This is a genomic window from Undibacterium sp. Jales W-56 (assembly GCF_025548535.1).
Classification (GTDB): Bacteria; Pseudomonadota; Gammaproteobacteria; order Burkholderiales; family Burkholderiaceae_D; genus Undibacterium.
Map to the genome: position 1 here is coordinate 285,506 of NZ_JAJLQW010000003.1, position 18,554 is coordinate 304,059.

The window sequence follows — 18,554 nt, forward strand, 5'->3', positions numbered from 1 at the left end:
TGGCAGGGAACCGCCAATATGCCATACAAACCCGATGAGGGAATTCGGCAGATGCCGCGATTGCCCCTTGGAGGCTATATTATTGATACTGGTATAAGTATATTTTTATACCGCTTATAAATAATATGTATCAGGAATATTTAATGGCTATTTATGGGGAGTATATAAATAATCCTCTTTGCGAAAGTAGCCTATCTGCCCAAAATCAACCCATCCTGAGCAGCATCGCTTAGCGGATTAGAGTGCACAAACTATCCGCAGCCCGCCGCTCTTGTGTATTCTTGCCGCACACACAATCATCTCTGAGCGATACGATGCCAAACCAACACTACCCCAACTTGCTCGCCCCGCTGGATCTCGGCTTCACCACGCTGCGTAACCGCACCATCATGGGGTCGATGCATACGGGACTGGAAGATCGTTTCTACAACTACCACAAGCTGGCGGAATATTTTCGCGAAAGAGCGCGTGGCGGTGCCGGCCTGATCGTAACCGGCGGCATTTCGCCGAACCGGCGCGGCTGGCTGCTGCCGTTTGGCGGCACCATGAACAGCCTGGGCGATATCTGGAACCATAAAAAAGTCACCCGCGCCGTACATGAGGAAGGCGGCAAGATCGTCATGCAAATCCTGCACTCGGGTCGCTACGGCTACCAGCCTTTCGTGGTGTCAGCCTCGGCCAAAAAATCGCCGATCTCGATGTTCAAACCGAAAGCGCTGAGCGAAAGCGGCATCGAAAGCACCATACGCTCGTATGTCCGCTGCGCCAGGCTGGCGCAAAAATCCGGCTATGACGGCGTTGAAATCATGGGCAGCGAAGGCTATCTGCTGAACCAATTCCTGTGCGCCCGCACCAACCTGCGCCAGGATCGCTGGGGCGGCAGCATAGCGAACCGCATGCGCCTGCCGGTCGAGATCGTGCGCCGGGTGCGTGCTGCCGTCGGCAAGAATTTCATCATCATGTATCGCCATTCGATACTCGATCTGGTCGAAGGCGGCAATAGCTGGCAAGAAGTGATTGAAGTCGCCCAGGCTTTACAACAAGCCGGCGTCACGATACTCAACACCGGCATCGGCTGGCATGAGGCACGGGTACCGACCATCGTGACCTCGGTGCCGCGTGCGGCTTTTGCCAGCGTCGCAGGCCGCCTGAAAAAAGCCGTGTCGATTCCGGTCGTCGCCTCGAACCGCATCAATATGCCGGACCAGGGTGAAGCGATTATTGCGCGTGGCGATGCCGACATGGTGTCGATGGCACGACCGTTTCTGGCCGACCCGGAATTCGTCAACAAAGCCGCCGCCGGGCGCGCCGATGAAATCAACACCTGCATCGCCTGCAACCAGGCCTGCCTCGACCACACCTTCTCAAATAAGCGCGCCTCCTGCCTGGTCAACCCGCGCGCCGGACATGAGACCGAATTGCGCTATCTCAAAACCACCAGACGCAAACGGGTCGCGGTGATCGGCGCCGGCCCCGCAGGTTTGTCCGCCTCCACCGTCGCCGCAGAATGCGGCCACGACGTGACCCTGTTCGACAGCAGTGACAGCATCGGCGGCCAATTTAAAATCGCCATGCAGGTACCGGGCAAAGAAGAATTCGCCGAAACCCTGCGCTACTTCGGCAAGAAACTGGCATCGACCGGCGTCAAACTCGCATTGAATCAACGCGTCAATCGCGAGCAATTGCTGGCTCAAGGCTTCGACGACATCATCGTCGCCACCGGCATCGTACCGCGCACCCCCAAATTAGAAGGCGTGAATCATCCGAAAGTCCTGTCCTACCTCGACGTCTTGCTGCACAAAAAACCGGTAGGCAAACGCGTCGCCATCATCGGCGCAGGCGGCATCGGCTTCGACGTCGGAGAATACCTGCTGCACGATCCGGCGGTCGCATTACCGGTGCCGCTCACGCACTGGTTCACCGAATGGGGCGTCGATCCGCAAGCGCAAAACAACGGCGGCCTGATCACCCCGGAACCGGCACATCCGTATCGCCAGATTTATCTGCTACAACGCAAAGTCAGCAAAGTAGGCGCCGGTTTAGGCAAGACTTCCGGCTGGGTGCATCGCGCAACTTTGCAACGCAACGGTGTAGAAATGCTGGCGGGCGTTGAATATGTCAAAGTCGACGATCAGGGCTTGCATATCACGGTCGGCGGCGCAGCCCGCTTGCTCGAAGTCGACCATGTGATCCTATGCGCGGGCCAGGAATCATTGACAGAACTGATGCCGGAAAACCTCGCAGAACACGGACCGCGTTTTCATAAAATCGGCGGCGCGGCACTGGCGTCGGAACTGGATGCGAAGCGGGCGATTAAAGAAGGGGCTGAGTTGGCGGCGAGCTTGTGATTATTGTCTGTCTTTTCTAATGTTTCGGCCCTTAATCCGTGTAAATTGAAAGTCTCTGAAAATTGAAAAACATAATTTTTCCTAAATGGAAACCTATACCTGTTGGTTCTCATTGTTGTGCTAATTTCATTAGCTCGATTTTTTTGTTTGTTTTTATTTTATTTCTCGGCGTCGGTTTGAATGCTCGAGCAGATGATACCGCCCCTGACGCTAACGCTTTGCATAATGTGTGGATTTACATCGAACATAACGACTGCAAGGGGGCGGTCAAAGTCTTAAATGAGGGAATTGCAAATAAACATAAAGACATTCTCTTAATGGCAGGCACGATGTATGAGGAGGGAATATGTTTAAAGAAAAATTGGGCGCAAGCATCATTACTGTATCAGAGCGCGCTTAGCGCTGGAAATAAATCGGGGTTAGCGCGACTCGTTTCAGGATACGCAGTTGCAGGCAGAGAACCAGCAACTTCTATTTGGTGGGCTGCGCAGAGTGACAAATACTTTTTCCCAGAATGTAAACCTAAAGCAGATCCAATAACGGAAACTGATAAATTTATTGCTGAAATGAATACATGGTCAAAAGAGACTCTGGAAGCATGCGCTTATACTCTAGGTGTCGCATTTACCATTTTAGGTGAACTTGATTTTCCTACCGATGCCTCGTTTTATGGAATTGCAGGAGATCTACTGATGACTTTTATGCCTTCAAAAGGCAGCGTTAATTGGGAAAAGGGCGAAGAAAGAGACATGGGTTTTAAAGGTGTAGTCTCGGGCAATGCTGTAAGAAATAAAAAAAGCAGTTCAGTTAAAGATAGCTTGATTACAAACGCCTACGCCATTAGTGACAGGGCGCTAAAACGTTACACTCAACCTCTCAATATCAATCCAGCATGGCAATATCAATTGACATATAAGTTTATTATTAAATAGTTTCCGTCATCACCTCCCGCGAAGCATCCGCCACAATCCGCCGCAGCCACTGCACCTCAGTCGCCGCATGCGAACGCTCATGCCAGAGCATGAAGAAACGCATCTTCGGCATCGCAACCGGCATAGGCAATACCGCAATCGGATATTGCCCGACAAAATGCATGGCAAAGCTGCGGCTCGTGGTGAAAATCAAATCGGTGCGCGCCAATACATCCGGCACCATGCCGAAATACGGGATCGTCATTTGAATATTGCGCTTCAGTCCCTGCTCGGCCAGCGCGCTGTCGATGATGCTGCGGTGGCCCATCATGTAAGGCGTCGGCGCCAGGTGCGGCATCTCTAAATAGTATTTGAGCGAGAGTCCTTTTTTCACAATCGGATGTTTGTGATTGACCATGCAGACCAGCTCGTCTTCAAACAAATGGGCGAGATGCAGATGCGGCGGCTGCTCCGGCCAGTTGCCGATCACGCAGTCCAATTCACCCGTTTCCAGTGCCGACGCATAATCGAATCCGGCGTTCAGGGAATGGATCACCAGCCCCGCATGCGGGGCCTGCTCACGGATTTTTTCCATGATCATGGGAATCAGCAGGACGCTCAGATAATCCGGTGCGCCGAGATGAAACACCCTTTGCGTTTGCGCCGGTACAAAACTCGGCGCCGGATGCGCGATGCTTTCCAGCACGCTCAGGCCCTGCTTTGCCAGCAGCAATAATTCTTCGCCGCGTTCGGTCGCCGTCATGCCGTTTTTGCCGCGTACCAGGATCGCATCGCCGGTGATCTCGCGCAGCCGCTTGAGCATATTGCTGATCGCCGGCTGTGACTGCCCCAGTTTCATCGCGGTGCGGGTGACGCTACGCTCGGTCAGCAGGGTATGCAAGACGCGCAATAAATTAGTGTCGAGATGATCGCTGGGACGGTGACTCATGATGGGATCAATGGAAAACTTTTAATAGGCTGGTGCGACAGCGCCATCGACAAAAACCAATAACTCACCCGGGGCGAACTGCGTCCAGACTTCATTATTGGTGAGCGGCTCGGTGACGATCACGGCAACCCGGTCTTGCGGTGTGGTGACCTCGGAAAAATCCACCGCGACTTCTTCATCCGCCAGGCTGGCGGTGGCAAACGGGTATTTTCTGACGATGTAATGCAACTTGGTCGAGCAATGCACGAACAGCGCTTCGCCATTCGACAGCATCATATTGAAGGTGCCGTAGCGGGCGATTTCGGTGGTAATCAGGCGCAGGAAATTGGTCAGCTCCGCCATCGACGGCAGGGTAGCGCCAAACTGGCGGCGCATCTCTTGCAGCACATAGCAAAACGCCTGTTCGCTGTCGGTACTGCCTACCGGGCGATAGGCGCTGTCGAGTTTTGGCGCAAAATCTTTCAGGTCGCCGTTATGCGCAAACACCCAATAACGTCCCCAGCATTCGCGCACAAACGGATGGCAATTCTCCAGCGTGACCTGACCTTGGGTGGCCTTGCGGATATGCGCAATGACGTTTTTTGACTTGATCGGATAACGCTTGATCAGCTCGGCAATCGGCGACGCGACTGCGGCCTGGTGATCGACAAAATGGCGCACGCCATTGCCTTCAAAAAAAGCGATGCCCCAGCCGTCCTTGTGTTCATCGGTGCGGCCGCCGCGTGTGGCAAAGCCCGTGAAGCTGAACACGATATCGGTCGGGGTATTGCAATTCATTCCTAATAGTTGACACATAGTCGGGCACACAGTTGGGCGCAATGCGGCTTTGCATAATGTTCAAGCTTAGCACCATTGCGGCGTGCCGACTACGTCGGTGCGACTGAGCAACGCCTGGCGCCCTTTACCACTCGCGGATGGTGGTATTGCTGTACGCCGCATCATTACGTATTTCACTTTCAATAAATGGCAGTTTCAGCCAGTTCTTGGCTGCGTAACGATCGGTGTAATTGCCGGAGCGGATAGATGCCGCATCATCCGACAGCGAGAAGGTCAGGAAGGTATGCGCCTCGACCCCGCTGCCGGTGAAAGACACGATTTGCATATAGCTATTGCCGTTCGGGTTGCCATCCATGCTGTAACCGCCCTGATCCAGGCGATTTTCTGAGCAGGCGACGGTGAAGTAGCCGGCATTTTCACAGCCGCCAAATAAACCTATCTTGCGTTGATGGCGCGTCACAAACAGCGTGTCGCCGCGCAATGCATTCATGGTGTAGCCGCTGTTCTGTACCCGCAATACAGCGGCACCCAAGGCTTGCTGCAGGGTCAGTGCGTTCGCAGGATTGATGTCGCGCGGCGTGTGAAGCGGATCAGCCGGATTGAACTGGACTTGGTAGAGCTGCGTAGCTGGCAGCAACGAGGCACGACGCCAGAACTCGTCCCAGACGTGGGCGCCGCGTGCGTTCGGGTTGCCGCTATTGTCCCAGACCGCCAGCGCCGCACAGGCACTGCTCAGATTGACCGAGGTCGCCGGCAGGCTCACGCCGGTTTCCGGGTCGCCGGTAATCGTGACGCTGGCACTCGCACAGATCAAAGGCAAGACCTGGGTCTTGAATAATTCAGCCGTCAGCACGCGACTGTTCAACACCATTTGTTTGACGATATCGACGCTGGCTTTAGTCCCTGCATAGCCATCCGTTCCGTCGAGCCGGCCTTGCGCCATGCTGTGGCCGAGGCGGGTGCGCATGCTCAGCGCTTCTGTTCCGGCGCTGCCGATGATGTCGGCAAATCCGGTTAACAGCGCTTTAGGGTTGCTGCTCCAGTAGCTGTCATTCATGTTCGCGACATAGTCGCTGCGCAACAGACTTGGCAATCGGGCCACCCCGAATGCGCCTCGCTGTGCGGAGTCGCTATCGGTGCTCCAATCGCAGGCACTGCGGGCGCCGTCGAGAAAGGGGACGCGCGGCAAATACGCCGCCAGCGCCTGTCCGGTCGGCGTGGTGCAGCTTGCGGCCTGGGCGTTGGTCACGTTCGGCACCGCTCCCATGTCGGCATACCATGCCTGGCCTGAGGCGCGACCGATCGCTGCGGTATTCACCCAGGGGGTGGCGAGTTCTTCCTTTTGGATGCGGATAAATTCATCCAGCGATTGGGCCTGGTTCCAGCGCATCCAGTTGCGGAAGCTATGATAGTTGGTCGCATTGATATCGCGGATCGCAAAGGCTGTGGCGGTATTCCAGCTCAGTGCCGGATTCAGCAAACCCAGATTCAGCAGCGGGCCGTATTCAGAACGATATAAAGTGCGCTTCGCCACGCCAAGACGGCCATCGGCTTGCCGGACGCTGACCGCGATAGTATTGGCTGTCATGCGCACTTTTTTGCCGTCCTTGACATAACTCGTGGTGTCGCCGTTGGCTAGCGTCAATTCAACTATACCGAAGCGGCGTGCAGTCGAAACCGTATGCGTCCAGGCGACATTCTCGTTAAAGCCGATCAGGATCACCGGCACGCCGAGAAAGGAGGCGCCGCTGACATTCAGCTGACCCGGGATCGTCAATTGGGCCTGATAAAAACGATCGCCGCCGCGCCAGTACCAGTGCGGATTACCGAACAATAAAGGACTGGCGGTCGTGGTCGCCGCGCTGCCGTAGGCAATCATATTGCTGCCTATGCCCTGGCTACCGCCGACCTGCATTTGCGGCGCGCTGGTTTGGGCTGGATCGAATGGCAAGGCTGCGACAGTTTTACTGGCTGCATCGGGCGGTACGGCGCTGGCGATGCCGTTCACAAAATTGCTATAACCGCCCGCCAGATTGGCCGCATACATGCGCCGGTACACATCGGCGGGCCGTATCGGCTGCACCCAGTCGGCATAACGACAGGCGCTATGGGCGGTATTGCTGCTTGCCCTCAGCGTGCGCAGATAGCGGTTATAGCCGGCGGCAAAACCCCGTACCAGACTGCGCAGCTCTTGCGTTTGCGCCGCGACCATGCGGCTCAAGGCGTCGCTGCTGATAACTTGTTTATGGAAAAAATCCGAATCCAGATTGCGTGCCGGCTCCAGCGTGGATGCCGCAACCGGGAGCGCATCGGCCCCCAGGTATCTGGAGCGTTCGCCGCGATAAGTCAGGAACGCATCGGCCATGGTGCAGAGATTGTCTTCGGCCTGCGCATAACCATAGCCATAGCCAAGATCGCCCCAATTCGCGGCCTTGATATGCGGCACGCCAAGACTGGTACGACGAATATCGGCCTGATAATTGCGAGAGCTCATGGCATCGAGATCATCGTCGATCACGCCCTGCGCCATCAGCGGCGGTGCCAACGATATCAGGCACAGCACGGGCATCATGGTTAATCCCAACTTCATCCGGCGTAAGCTCATCTTGACTCCTTGGTGGTAGCGTGAAGAAACGGCACAAAACAGCGGATCGCATGAAACAGCCATCCGCCATTTCGTAGAGTTGAAATTATTGAAACATATTATTAACAAGTAATATGTTTTATGCAATTGATAATTATTGACTTGCTGAATGGAAATAATGCATAGAAAAATCTATCCGCAATATGGGCGCGTCTTCCCGGGCAAAAATGCCTGGAAAGGCGCTCCAGTATTGCGGATAGCTTTTTAAAATGAGGATATGGAACCGGTTAATCGCTACGACCTGGACTCAACATAAGTAAAGAGCGTGCGATTTATTTGCCGATACAAAAGCGCGAAAAAATCACACCGAGTAAATCATCGGATGTGAACTCACCCGTAATGCTGTTCAGGCGATCTTGGGTCAGTCGCAGCTCTTCGGCAAACAGATCGAGCGACTGATCGTTTTGCGCAGCATAGTCGGCGGCATTTTGCAGATGCTCATGTGCATGTTTCAACGCAATCAGATGGCGTTCGCGCGCGAGGTACAGCGATTCACCGGTCTGTTGCCAGCCGGCGATGCGCAGCAGTTCTTTGCGCAGCAAATCAATCCCGAGATGATCCTGTGCCGACAGGTACACATGGGTCGCATCGTCCATCTCATCGACGCTAGGATGATGACCGGACAAATCAATCTTGTTCCAGATACGGATCACCGGCACATCGTCGGGAAAGCGTGCGACGATGCCTTCGTCGGCGCGGGTCGGGCCGCGACTTGCATCGAGCAAGTGCAAGATCACATCGGCCTTATTTACCTCGGCCCAGGTGCGCTCAATGCCGATACGCTCTACCGTATCAATCGTGCTGCGATGTTCGTCGGGATGCAATTCATCGTCATCGTGACGGATACCGGCCGTGTCGATAATATTCAGCGGAATACCTTCGATATGTATGGTCTCGGTCACCTTGTCGCGGGTGGTACCGGCGATCGCCGTGACGATGGCAACATCGTCGCCGGCCAGCGCATTCAACAACGAGGATTTGCCGACATTCGGCTGGCCGGCCAACACCACGTTCAGACCGGCGCGCAACAAGGCGCCTTGCGCCGCTTGCTGGAACACCGCCTGCAGCGCCGCTTGTATGGCGCTGAGCTGGCCACGCGCATCGGACTTTTCCAGAAAGTCGATTTCCTCTTCCGGAAAATCCAGGGTCGCTTCGACCAGCATGCGCAAGTGGACGACTTTCTCAACCAGGGCATGAATGACTTTGGAAAACACGCCGGACAAGGATTGTGAAGCGGATTTTGCAGCGGCTTCGGTCGATGCCTCGATCAAATCCGATACCGCTTCTGCCTGCGCCAGATCGAGCTTGTCGTTCAGGAATGCGCGCTGGGTAAACTCGCCGGGCTGCGCCAGCCGCAGGCCCGCTGCCTGACCTGCTTCCAGGCAACGGGTCAGCAACATCTGCATGACGACCGGACCGCCATGTCCCTGCAACTCCAGCACATCCTCGCCGGTGTAGGAATGCGGTCCTTTGAAGTAAATCACGATGCCCTGATCGATCACGCTGCCATCGGCTTGCGTAAACGGCAGATAAGTCGCGTGGCGCGGCGTGAGCGGCTTGGCCTTCAGCACCCCGGCAAACAAGGCGTCGATAATCGGCGTTAAATCCTTGCCGGAAATACGCACCACGCCGATACCGCCGCGTCCGGGGGCGGTAGCAATCGCGGTGATCGGCGTGCTGTCGTAGCTGCTAAGCGATGTACTGTGTTGGTTCATGTTGAAATTCTAACCCTGCACGCAAATGGCGCAGAAAAATTGTCAGGCTTGTGACGCAAATGCCACATAAAGAACGTGAGCTGGCGGCGTCGAAAAAAAAGCCCATGATCGGCATGGGCTTTTTAAACTCTGGCTTGCTGCGTATTGTTGTTTATCTCGCTGCTGACATTTACTTCGCCGCCGCTACCTTGTGCTCCGGCGGGATCAGCTTATTGTTGATCACCCATTGCTGCGCGATCGACAAGATGTTATTCACAACCCAGTACAGCACCAGACCCGATGGGAAAAAGAAGAACATCACCGAGAACATCAAAGGCATGAACATCATCATCTTGGCTTGCATAGGATCGGCAGGTGCCGGATTCAGTTTCGCCGTGATGAACATCGAAATCGCATAGATCACCGGCAAGATGAACCAAGGGTCAGGCGAAGTCAGATCGGTAATCCATCCCATCCACGGCGCACCGCGCATCTCTACGCTGGCTTGCAAAACCCAGTACAGGGACAAGAAAATCGGCATCTGGATCAGCACAGGGAAGCAACCGCCGAGCGGATTGATCTTCTCGGTTTTATACAATTCCATCATGGCCTGGTTCATTTTTTGCGGATCGTTTTTAAAGCGTTCGCGCACGGCCGTCATCTTCGGCGTGACCACTTTCATCTTCGCCATGCTGCGATAACCCGCAGCAGACAAGGGGAACAAAGCGAGTTTGATGGTGAGCGTGAACACGATGATGGTCCAACCCCAGTTGCCCAGGAGCTTGTGGATCAGCTCCATCAAGGCAAACATCGGCTTAGCGATAATCGCGAAGTACCAGTAGTCTTTAACCAGGTCCAGGCCGGGCGCAATTTTTTCCAGCTTGTTTGATTCTTGCGGACCTGAATACAGGCGGGCGTTCAGACTGCTGGTCGCGCCAGGGGCAATGCTGCCCAGCGGCAGGATGTTGCCGACCGCGTACAAATTGGTATCGACTTTTTTGGTGAAAATTTCACGTGGCGTTTTGTCTTGCGGAATGAAGGCCGAGACGAAGAAATGTTGGATCACGGAGACCCAGCCATTGTCCGATTTGGTCGCGTGGCTATCCGAACCTTTTTCGATTTTTTCGAAATCGAGCTTCTGGAAATGCGCATCATCGGTGTACACCGCTGGCGCATAGAACTCGGTCGAGCCGCTCAGCATGCCGCCGCCCTGCGGCTTGGTGCCGTCATGGATCAGTTGCAGATACAGCGAAGGGTTAATCGGTGCGCCGGTGTTGTTGGTCACGTCATGTTTGACATCAATCACGTAATCACCTTTTTTGAAGGTGTAGGTCTTGGTCAGTTTGACGCCGTTTAATTCGGACTCCAGCACCAGTTGCACCTGGTTGCCGCCATCCAGGTTGCGCGGACCCGGCTTCGCCACGAAATTCGTTTTGTGGTTAGGAAATGCGCCGCCGAGCAAACCGGTTTGCGCCAGATAGGTACGTTGCGCGCTTTCGGTGAACAAGACGATATTTTGCGTCGCCACCGGGACTTCTTTTTTACCGGTTAATTCCAGGAAGGCGTCATACCAATGCTCGCGATGCACGGTTTCTTTGTATTGCAGGAGTTCCAGGCGTTTCAGCTCACCGCCCTGGCTATCGATGTCAGCCTTGAACACATCGGTAGTCACGGTAATGACTTCACGCTTGGCTGCGGCATCCGGCGTGGCGCCTGCCACGGCAGCGCTGGCAGTGGCAACCACGGGACTAGATGCGCTGGCAGCAGACGTTGCCGCACTGGCGCTGGCGTTCTTGCTCTGTTGCGTTGCTGGCGTAGGGAATAAAAATGATTGTTTGCCGTTATGACGCATCCAGTTGTCCCACAGGATCAACAGCGACATCGAAAAAACAACCCACAGGACGGTACGTTTGATATCCATATTGTGTTTAACAGAGAGATTTAAAAGAAGAACCGGAACGTTTTGGCCAGCGCAGCAAACTGCGACCGTAAGCGGAACGTCCGTCGGATGTGGGGATGAATCTGTATTTTTCAGATTTTTCTGAAACTTGCGGCGTTTTTTGTGGCACCGGGTCCACACCACCCGGATGCCAGGGGTGACATTTACACAGGCGCCGGCCGGCCAGCGCACAGCCTTTGACCGCACCGTGTGCGCGGATCGCCTCCGCCGCGTACTCTGAGCAACTAGGATAAAAGCGGCAATTTTGTCCCAGCATGGGGCTGATGGCGACTTTATACACGCGCAGCAAAAGCAGCAAAATAGATTGCACGGGATTGATCATGATGCCGACTGCTTTATGACGGACTGGGCAGACGGAGCTGCCGATTGCACCGCAGTCAGTTGCTGCGAAGCAAACAGGCGCACAATTTCAGCCCGCAACTCTTGCTTGAGGCGGCTCGTGGTGGCGGGGCCAGACTTGCTATTGACCGGCTTGGATAAGCGCACGATGCAATCGACACTGATCAGCGAGGAACAACGAAAAATTTCTCTGGTGACACGTTTGATGGTATTGCGCGTCACTGCACGCGGCGCAAAACGCTTGGCTGCGACCACACCCAATCTGGCATTCGGCAGATCGTTGGGTCTTGCATACAATACAAAGTGCGCAGTTCTTTGCACCGGGCGCAAACGAAAAACGGATGAAAATTCATCCGTTTTAACGATGCGCCGAGCGCGTGCAAAATCATCGCTTGCATTGTTTGATGTCATTGCATTGAGCATAATAGAGTCATGCCAATTCATGCCACCAACCAACGCTGCCGCTGATTATGGCTTGATGGATCAAGCTGCCAAACGCTTGCGGCCTTTGGCACGACGTGCGTTCAATACAGCGCGGCCGCCACGGGTTGCCATGCGTGCGCGGAAACCGTGAGTGCGCTTGCGGCGAACGACGGAAGGTTGGTAAGTACGTTTCATGTTGGTCTCGCTATTTGAGCAAATAAAAAATCGGAATTACGGGTAAAGGCTTAAGTTAATTCCTACGTCAGGCTTTTCACCTTTACTGCCCCAAAACCGCTGCTCATGGGCGTTGCATGTTGTTATAACAGTACAACACAACACAACATCCAATAAAAGAGGGTAGGGAACCCTGAATTAGACACCATTTTTGACTTACGTGTCAATCACTTAGCACATTTTTTCATCATGTCATGGTGGCTACTCAAGGCAAAATTCGGAGGATTGCACAAAATTGTTCCGGCAAAACGCGTCGGCCCAGACTGTACAAATCCCGTACGGCGAGGAGATGTCGGAGCGCCGGTGCGGTTTTACGCCGGTCACATAAATTTCGTGATCAGCCTGTGGATAACTCCGGCTGGCAAGGGTAGAATAGCGGATTAGTGTGACATGACTGATTTGCTCTAGTGGCAACATTTTAAATGGCGTACTAGGCGTTGTTGATTCACCTTACCAGTATAAGTAGCTCAAGCGTCTCGCTAGCGAGCGCGCTGGTGAAGGTGAAACTTGTTGTCATTCCAGTCCGCATAGCAGTCTCACATCAGCATCAACCTAAGTGAATACATGGAAAATTTCTGGCAAGCCTGCTCGTCCCAATTAGAGCAGGAGTTAACGCCGCAGCAGTATAGCGCCTGGATCAAACCGCTGGCCCCGCTCGATTATGAAGACGGCCGGCTACGTATTGCCGCGCCCAATCGTTTTAAACTGGATTGGGTCAAAACCCAGTTCGCCAGCCGCATCACCGAACTCGCAGCACAGTTCTGGGACGAAACCATCGACGTGCAGTTCGTGCTTGACCCGCGCATCAACAAAAAAACTGCACCCGCAGCAGCGGGCAATACTTCCACCTCGATCAGCAATGGATCGCGTGAGCATCTGCATCACGACGACCTACCGCAGCACATGCCGGAACCCGCGGCGGAGCCAACGCCGCGCCGCGATCAGAGCCGTATCAATGTCGAGCTGACCTTCGATAGTTTTGTGACCGGCAAGGCGAATCAACTGGCCCGCGCCGCCGCGATCCAGGTCGCGAACAATCCCGGCGTATCCTACAACCCGCTGTTCTTATATGGTGGTGTCGGCCTGGGTAAAACGCATTTGATCCACGCGATCGGCAACCAGATTCTGGTCGATAACCCGAACGCGCGGATTCGCTACATCCACGCCGAGCAATATGTGCGCGACGTAGTGACCGCTTACCAGCGCAAGGGCTTCGACGAATTTAAACGCTATTACCATTCGCTCGATCTGTTGCTGATCGATGATATTCAATTCTTTGGCGGCAAGAGCCGTACCCAGGAAGAATTCTTCTATGCGTTTGAAGCCCTGATCGCCGCCAAGAAGCAGATCATCATCACCAGCGATACCTATCCGAAAGAAATCACCGGCATGGACGACCGCCTGATTTCGCGTTTCGATTCCGGCCTGACGGTCGCGATCGAACCGCCGGAACTCGAAATGCGGGTCGCGATCCTGCTGAAAAAAGCCCATTCCGAAGGCGTGCATTTTTCCGACGACGTGGCCTTCTTCGTCGCCAAGCATCTGCGCTCGAACGTGCGCGAACTCGAAGGGGCCTTGCGCAAGATCCTGGCCTACTCGCGTTTCCACGGCAAGGAAATCACCATCGACGTGGTCAAGGAAGCGCTGAAGGATTTGCTGTCGGTGCAGAACCGCCAGATTTCGGTAGAAAACATCCAGAAGACCGTGGCCGACTTTTTCAACATCAAGGTCGCCGATATGTATTCGAAAAAACGTCCGGCGAATATCGCCAGACCGCGCCAGATCGCGATGTATCTGGCCAAGGAGCTCACGCAAAAAAGTTTGCCCGAGATCGGCGAACTGTTCGGCGGACGCGATCACACCACGGTCTTGCACGCTGTACGCAAGATCGCGGCAGATCGCGGCAAGAATCCGGAATGCAACCATGAGCTGCACGTACTGGAACAAACCCTGAAGGGTTAATTAAATACGTAGGGTGCGCCATGCGCACCGGCAAACTGCGGCACATCAGGTGCGCACGGCGCACCCTACGAAAACCGAACAGCCCGTCAATGGGCAATCGACTGAAGTAGCGCAATGAGTTGGTAGAAACGAATTAGTAAAAACTAAATTGCAGCACGCAATATTGATGCGGCTTCCAGGCCAAAAATGCTCTGGAAGCCGCATCAATACAGCGGACTGTAATTTCAGATAAAAAGCAGTAGCGATAAGAAGTTCAGCATCCTTTATTAATTACAAATTTAGCGAGGATATACACATGCAATTGGTTAAAACCCACCGGGACACCATACTCCGGCCACTGCAAATCGTGAGCGGTATTGTCGAGCGTCGGCACACATTGCCGATTCTGGCCAATATCCTCATCCGCAAAGACGGCGAAAAAGTCTCCTTCCTGTCGACCGACATCGAAGTCCAGATCACGACGCACGCCGAAATCGGCTCGGGCGGTGACGTCACGGCCACCACGGTTGCCGCCCGCAAGCTGCTCGACATCCTGCGTGCGCTGCCGGACGACAACGATGTCGTGCTCAAGCTCGACAACAAAAAAATGACGGTGCAGGCCGGCAAATCGCGCTTCTCTTTGCAAACCCTGGCGGCAGAAGAATTCCCGACCGTGGCGCAAGCCGAGCATTTCAACGCCAGCGTCAGCCTGCCGCAAAAAACCCTGAAGCACCTGTTCAACATGGTGCACTTTTCGATGGCGCAGCAGGACATCCGTTATTACCTGAACGGCCTGCTGCTGGTGGTCGACGGCAAGAACGTGATTGCGGTCGCGACCGACGGTCACCGGCTGGCGTTTTGCCAGGTCGAAGTCGAGCAGGAATTCGCGCGTCAGGAAGTCATCATCCCGCGCAAAACGATTATCGAATTGCAGCGCCTGCTGGAAGACAAAGACGATCTGGTGCAGCTCGATATCGCCAACAATCAGGTCAAGCTGAGCTTCGCCGACATCGAGCTGATCTCCAAGCTGGTCGAAGGCAAGTTCCCTGACTTCAACCGCGTGATCCCCAAGGGTTACAAAAACAATTTCACCTTGGGCCGCGAACAACTGCTGCGCTCGCTGCAACGCGCCGCGATCATGACCAGCGACAAGTTCAAAGGCGTGCGCTGCGTGGTCACACCCGGCGTCATGCAGATCATGTCCACCAACGCCGACCAGGAAGAAGCGGTCGAAGAAATCGAAATCGATTACGGCGGCGACAGCGTCGATATCGGCTTCAACGTGACCTACCTGCTCGATGTATTGAACAACCTCAAAGTCGATCAAATCAACATCGCCCTGGGTGACTCCAATTCATCGGCCTTGATCACCATCCCAGACAACACCGACTTTAAATACGTCGTGATGCCAATGCGGATTTAATTCTAAGAACCCCTGGCCCGCTTGAGGGAGGGGCAAGGGTGAGGGCGGTTGAAAAATTGAACATCCGCAAATTCCACAGACGATTTTCTATGAACCATCTGATCCAAGGTATTCAAATAATTCGATCTGCAAGCACCCTCACCCCAACCCTCGCCCGTTCGCGGGAGAGGGGGCTAAAACCACATACCAGTCAGAACAAGTAACACCCTATACAGAAGGTAACCATGTCCGAGAACACCCAAGACAACACACCAGCCGCTGCCAGTCCTGCGAATCAATCCTATGGCGCATCCTCGATCCAGATTCTGGAGGGACTGGAAGCCGTGCGTAAGCGCCCCGGCATGTATATTGGCGACACCTCGGACGGTACCGGACTGCACCACCTGGTATTTGAAGTGCTGGATAACTCGATCGATGAATCGCTGGCCGGTCACTGTACCGAGATCAACGTCACCATCCACTCCGACAATTCGATCTCGATCACCGATAACGGTCGCGGCATCCCGACCGGCATCAAGTGGGACGACAAGCACGACCCGAAACGCAGCGCGGCTGAGATCGTCATGACCGAGTTGCATGCCGGCGGCAAGTTCGACCAGAACTCGTATAAGGTTTCCGGCGGTTTGCACGGCGTCGGCGTGTCCTGCGTAAATGGCCTGTCCAAATTACTGAAGCTGACGATCCGTCGCGACGGCAAAGTCCACGCCATGGAATTCGTGCGCGGCGTACCGCAAAACCGCGAACTCGAAACCGTGGACGGCGTCGTCACCTCACCGATCAAAGTCATCGGCGACACCGACAAGCGCGGTACCGAAGTGCACTTCTGGGCCGATGAAGAAATCTTCACGCATGTCGAATTCCATTACGAAATCCTGGCCAAACGCATCCGCGAATTGTCCTTCCTGAACAACGGCGTGCGCATCAAGCTCAACGACCAGCGCACCGGCAAGGAAGAATTGTTTGCCTTCGAAGGCGGCACCCGCGGCTTCGTCGAATACATCAACAAGAGCAAGAGCGTGTTGCATCCGACGATTTTCCAGGCGACCGGAGAAAAGGTCTCCGACCAGGGCACCAACATCACCGTGGACGTCTCGATGCAATGGAACGATGCCTATAACGAGCAGGTGTTGTGCTTCACCAATAACATCCCGCAACGCGACGGCGGCACCCATCTGACCGGCCTGCGCGCCGCCATGACGCGTGTCATCAACAAATACATAGAAGAACACGACTACGCCAAAAAAGCCAAGGTCGAAGTCACCGGCGACGACATGCGCGAAGGGCTGACCTGCGTGCTGTCGGTCAAAGTGCCGGAACCGAAATTCAGCTCGCAAACCAAGGACAAACTGGTGTCGAGCGAAGTACGCGGCCCGGTCGAAGAGATCGTCGCCAAGACCCTGACCGACTATCTGGCCGAAAAACCGAACGACGCCAAAATCATCTGCGGCAAGATCGTGGAAGCCTCGCGCGCGCGCGAAGCTGCCCGCAAGGCGCGTGAACTGACCCGTCGCAAAGGCGTGATGGACGGCCTCGGCCTGTCCTCCAAACTCGCCGATTGCCAGGAAAAAGACCCGGCCCTGTGCGAACTGTACATCGTCGAAGGTGACTCCGCGGGCGGCTCGGCCAAGCAAGGCCGCGACCGCAAGTTCCAGGCGATTCTGCCACTGCGCGGTAAAGTGCTGAACGTCGAAAAAGCCCGCTTCGAAAAAATGCTCTCCAGCGAACAGATCACCACCCTGATCGCCACGCTCGGCACCAGCATAGGCCCGGACGAATTCAACGTCGACAAGCTGCGCTACCACCGTATCATCATCATGACCGATGCCGACGTCGACGGTGCCCACATCCGCACCCTGCTGCTGACCCTGTTCTACCGCCAGATGCCGCAACTGGTCGAGCGCGGCCACATTTACATCGCCCAGCCGCCGCTGTACAAAGTCAAAGCCGGCCGCGATGAACGCTACCTCAAAGACGACGCCGAAGAAGCCAGCTACATGATGACCGTCGCCCTGACCGGCGCAGCACTGATCCCAAGCACCGGTGCAGACCCGATCAGCGGCGAAGCGCTCGGCGAACTGGTACGCCAATACAATCTGGCCAATGCCATCATGATGCGCCTGACCCGCGTGATCGACCGTGCCGCCCTCACCGCAATCATGACCGGCGTCACGCTCAAGATGGACAGCGCAGAGCACGCCCAGCAATCCGCCCAGGAACTCACCGCCGCCATCAACGACCCCGCCGTTAAAGCCGTGGTCCGCAGCGATGAACTCTCAGGCATGCTCAGCCTGCGCATAGAACGCCTGTACCACGGCAACATCAAAGTCAGCAGCATCGACGCCGACTTCGTCAACAGCACCGATTACAAAGTGCTGGAAGCCGCCGCACAAACCTTCAAAGGCCTGTTAGGCGAAGGCGCCTTCATCCGCCGTGGCGAAGGCGAACGCATGAAAGAAATCGCCGTACAAGATTTCCACCACGCCATGCTCTGGCTACGCGAAGAAGCCGAACGCGGCGTCAGCAAACAGCGCTACAAAGGTCTGGGCGAAATGAACCCAAGCCAACTGTGGGAAACCACGATGGACCCAACCGTGCGCCGCCTGCTCAAAGTACAGATCGAAGACGCGATTGCCGCGGATCAGATCTTTACGACGCTGATGGGGGATGATGTTGAGCCGCGCCGGGCGTTTATTGAATCAAATGCGCTTAGGGCAGGGAATATTGACGTTTGATGTAAAACGACAAAGCAAAAAGCCCCGCCACTTGGTTGGGCTTTTTTATTGGATGTGAAATTTAAAAACAGGCAGACCAGATACGCATTGCCAATGCGGCTCTCCAGCCATTCGGCCCTGTAAGGCGCATAGACATTGCGCAACAGAGCAGTATTGTTTTAAGATTTCCTTCTTTAGCG

The 18,554-nt window shown here is 54.9% G+C and carries 13 protein-coding genes; 5 read left to right on the forward strand and 8 right to left on the reverse strand.

Translation table 11 applies throughout. The annotated features are described in order from the left end of the window. The first annotated feature begins 314 nt into the window (after nt 1-314). Together LPB67_RS10475 and LPB67_RS10480 are read left to right on the forward strand one after the other, a co-directional pair. Complete coding sequence (locus tag LPB67_RS10475) at nt 315-2,348, forward strand: NADPH-dependent 2,4-dienoyl-CoA reductase (protein ID WP_262837122.1); 2,034 nt, start codon at nt 315-317, stop codon at nt 2,346-2,348. Between the two features lie 62 nt (nt 2,349-2,410). Continuing rightward, nucleotides 2,411-3,280 carry a hypothetical protein gene (locus LPB67_RS10480; RefSeq protein ID WP_262837123.1) on the forward strand — a complete coding sequence of 290 codons (870 nt, stop codon included), beginning with the start codon at nt 2,411-2,413 and terminating at the stop codon, nt 3,278-3,280. On the opposite strand, the gene LPB67_RS10485 is transcribed toward LPB67_RS10480, so the two are convergent. The 8 genes from LPB67_RS10485 to rpmH all read right to left on the reverse strand — a co-directional run bounded on the left by LPB67_RS10485 (nt 3,273) and on the right by rpmH (nt 12,240). After that, on the reverse strand, nt 3,273-4,208 hold the full coding sequence (locus LPB67_RS10485; protein WP_262837124.1) for a LysR family transcriptional regulator: 936 nt from the start codon (nt 4,206-4,208) through the stop codon (nt 3,273-3,275). The genes LPB67_RS10480 and LPB67_RS10485 overlap by 8 nt on opposite strands. 21 nt (nt 4,209-4,229) lie before the next feature. Beyond that, nucleotides 4,230-5,003 (reverse strand): class II glutamine amidotransferase, encoded by a 774-nt coding sequence (locus tag LPB67_RS10490; RefSeq protein ID WP_262837125.1) that lies wholly within the window; start codon nt 5,001-5,003, stop codon nt 4,230-4,232. A 106-nt stretch (nt 5,004-5,109) separates the two neighbouring features. Further along, nucleotides 5,110-7,515 (reverse strand): penicillin acylase family protein, encoded by a 2,406-nt coding sequence (locus LPB67_RS10495; protein WP_262837419.1) that lies wholly within the window; start codon nt 7,513-7,515, stop codon nt 5,110-5,112. 386 nt (nt 7,516-7,901) lie between these two features. Further along, entirely contained in the window at nt 7,902-9,344 is a 1,443-nt protein-coding gene (gene mnmE, locus LPB67_RS10500) for a tRNA uridine-5-carboxymethylaminomethyl(34) synthesis GTPase MnmE (protein ID WP_262837127.1), read from the reverse strand. 169 nt (nt 9,345-9,513) lie between these two features. After that, nucleotides 9,514-11,244, reverse strand: a complete 1,731-nt coding sequence (yidC, locus tag LPB67_RS10505; protein WP_262837128.1) for a membrane protein insertase YidC — start codon at nt 11,242-11,244, stop codon at nt 9,514-9,516. Nucleotides 11,245-11,251: 7 nt separating this feature from the next. Beyond that, nucleotides 11,252-11,605, reverse strand: coding sequence for a membrane protein insertion efficiency factor YidD (gene yidD / locus LPB67_RS10510; protein ID WP_262837129.1), 354 nt, complete (start codon nt 11,603-11,605; stop codon nt 11,252-11,254). Further along, nucleotides 11,602-12,033 (reverse strand): ribonuclease P protein component, encoded by a 432-nt coding sequence (locus LPB67_RS10515; protein WP_262837130.1) that lies wholly within the window; start codon nt 12,031-12,033, stop codon nt 11,602-11,604. The genes yidD and LPB67_RS10515 overlap by 4 nt, the downstream gene beginning before the upstream one ends. A 72-nt stretch (nt 12,034-12,105) precedes the next feature. Further along, entirely contained in the window at nt 12,106-12,240 is a 135-nt protein-coding gene (rpmH, locus tag LPB67_RS10520) for a 50S ribosomal protein L34 (RefSeq protein WP_061535510.1), read from the reverse strand. A gap of 603 nt (nt 12,241-12,843) precedes the next feature. Here rpmH and dnaA point away from each other — a divergent pair. The 3 genes from dnaA (at nt 12,844) to gyrB (ending at nt 18,375) form a co-directional block, all read left to right on the forward strand. Beyond that, nucleotides 12,844-14,241 carry a chromosomal replication initiator protein DnaA gene (gene dnaA / locus LPB67_RS10525; RefSeq protein WP_262837131.1) on the forward strand — a complete coding sequence of 466 codons (1,398 nt, stop codon included), beginning with the start codon at nt 12,844-12,846 and terminating at the stop codon, nt 14,239-14,241. Nucleotides 14,242-14,536: 295 nt separating this feature from the next. Next, nucleotides 14,537-15,643 carry a DNA polymerase III subunit beta gene (gene dnaN / locus LPB67_RS10530; RefSeq protein WP_262837132.1) on the forward strand — a complete coding sequence of 369 codons (1,107 nt, stop codon included), beginning with the start codon at nt 14,537-14,539 and terminating at the stop codon, nt 15,641-15,643. Nucleotides 15,644-15,867: 224 nt separating this feature from the next. Beyond that, entirely contained in the window at nt 15,868-18,375 is a 2,508-nt protein-coding gene (gyrB, locus tag LPB67_RS10535; RefSeq protein WP_262837133.1) for a DNA topoisomerase (ATP-hydrolyzing) subunit B, read from the forward strand. The last annotated feature ends 179 nt before the right edge of the window (nt 18,376-18,554 follow it).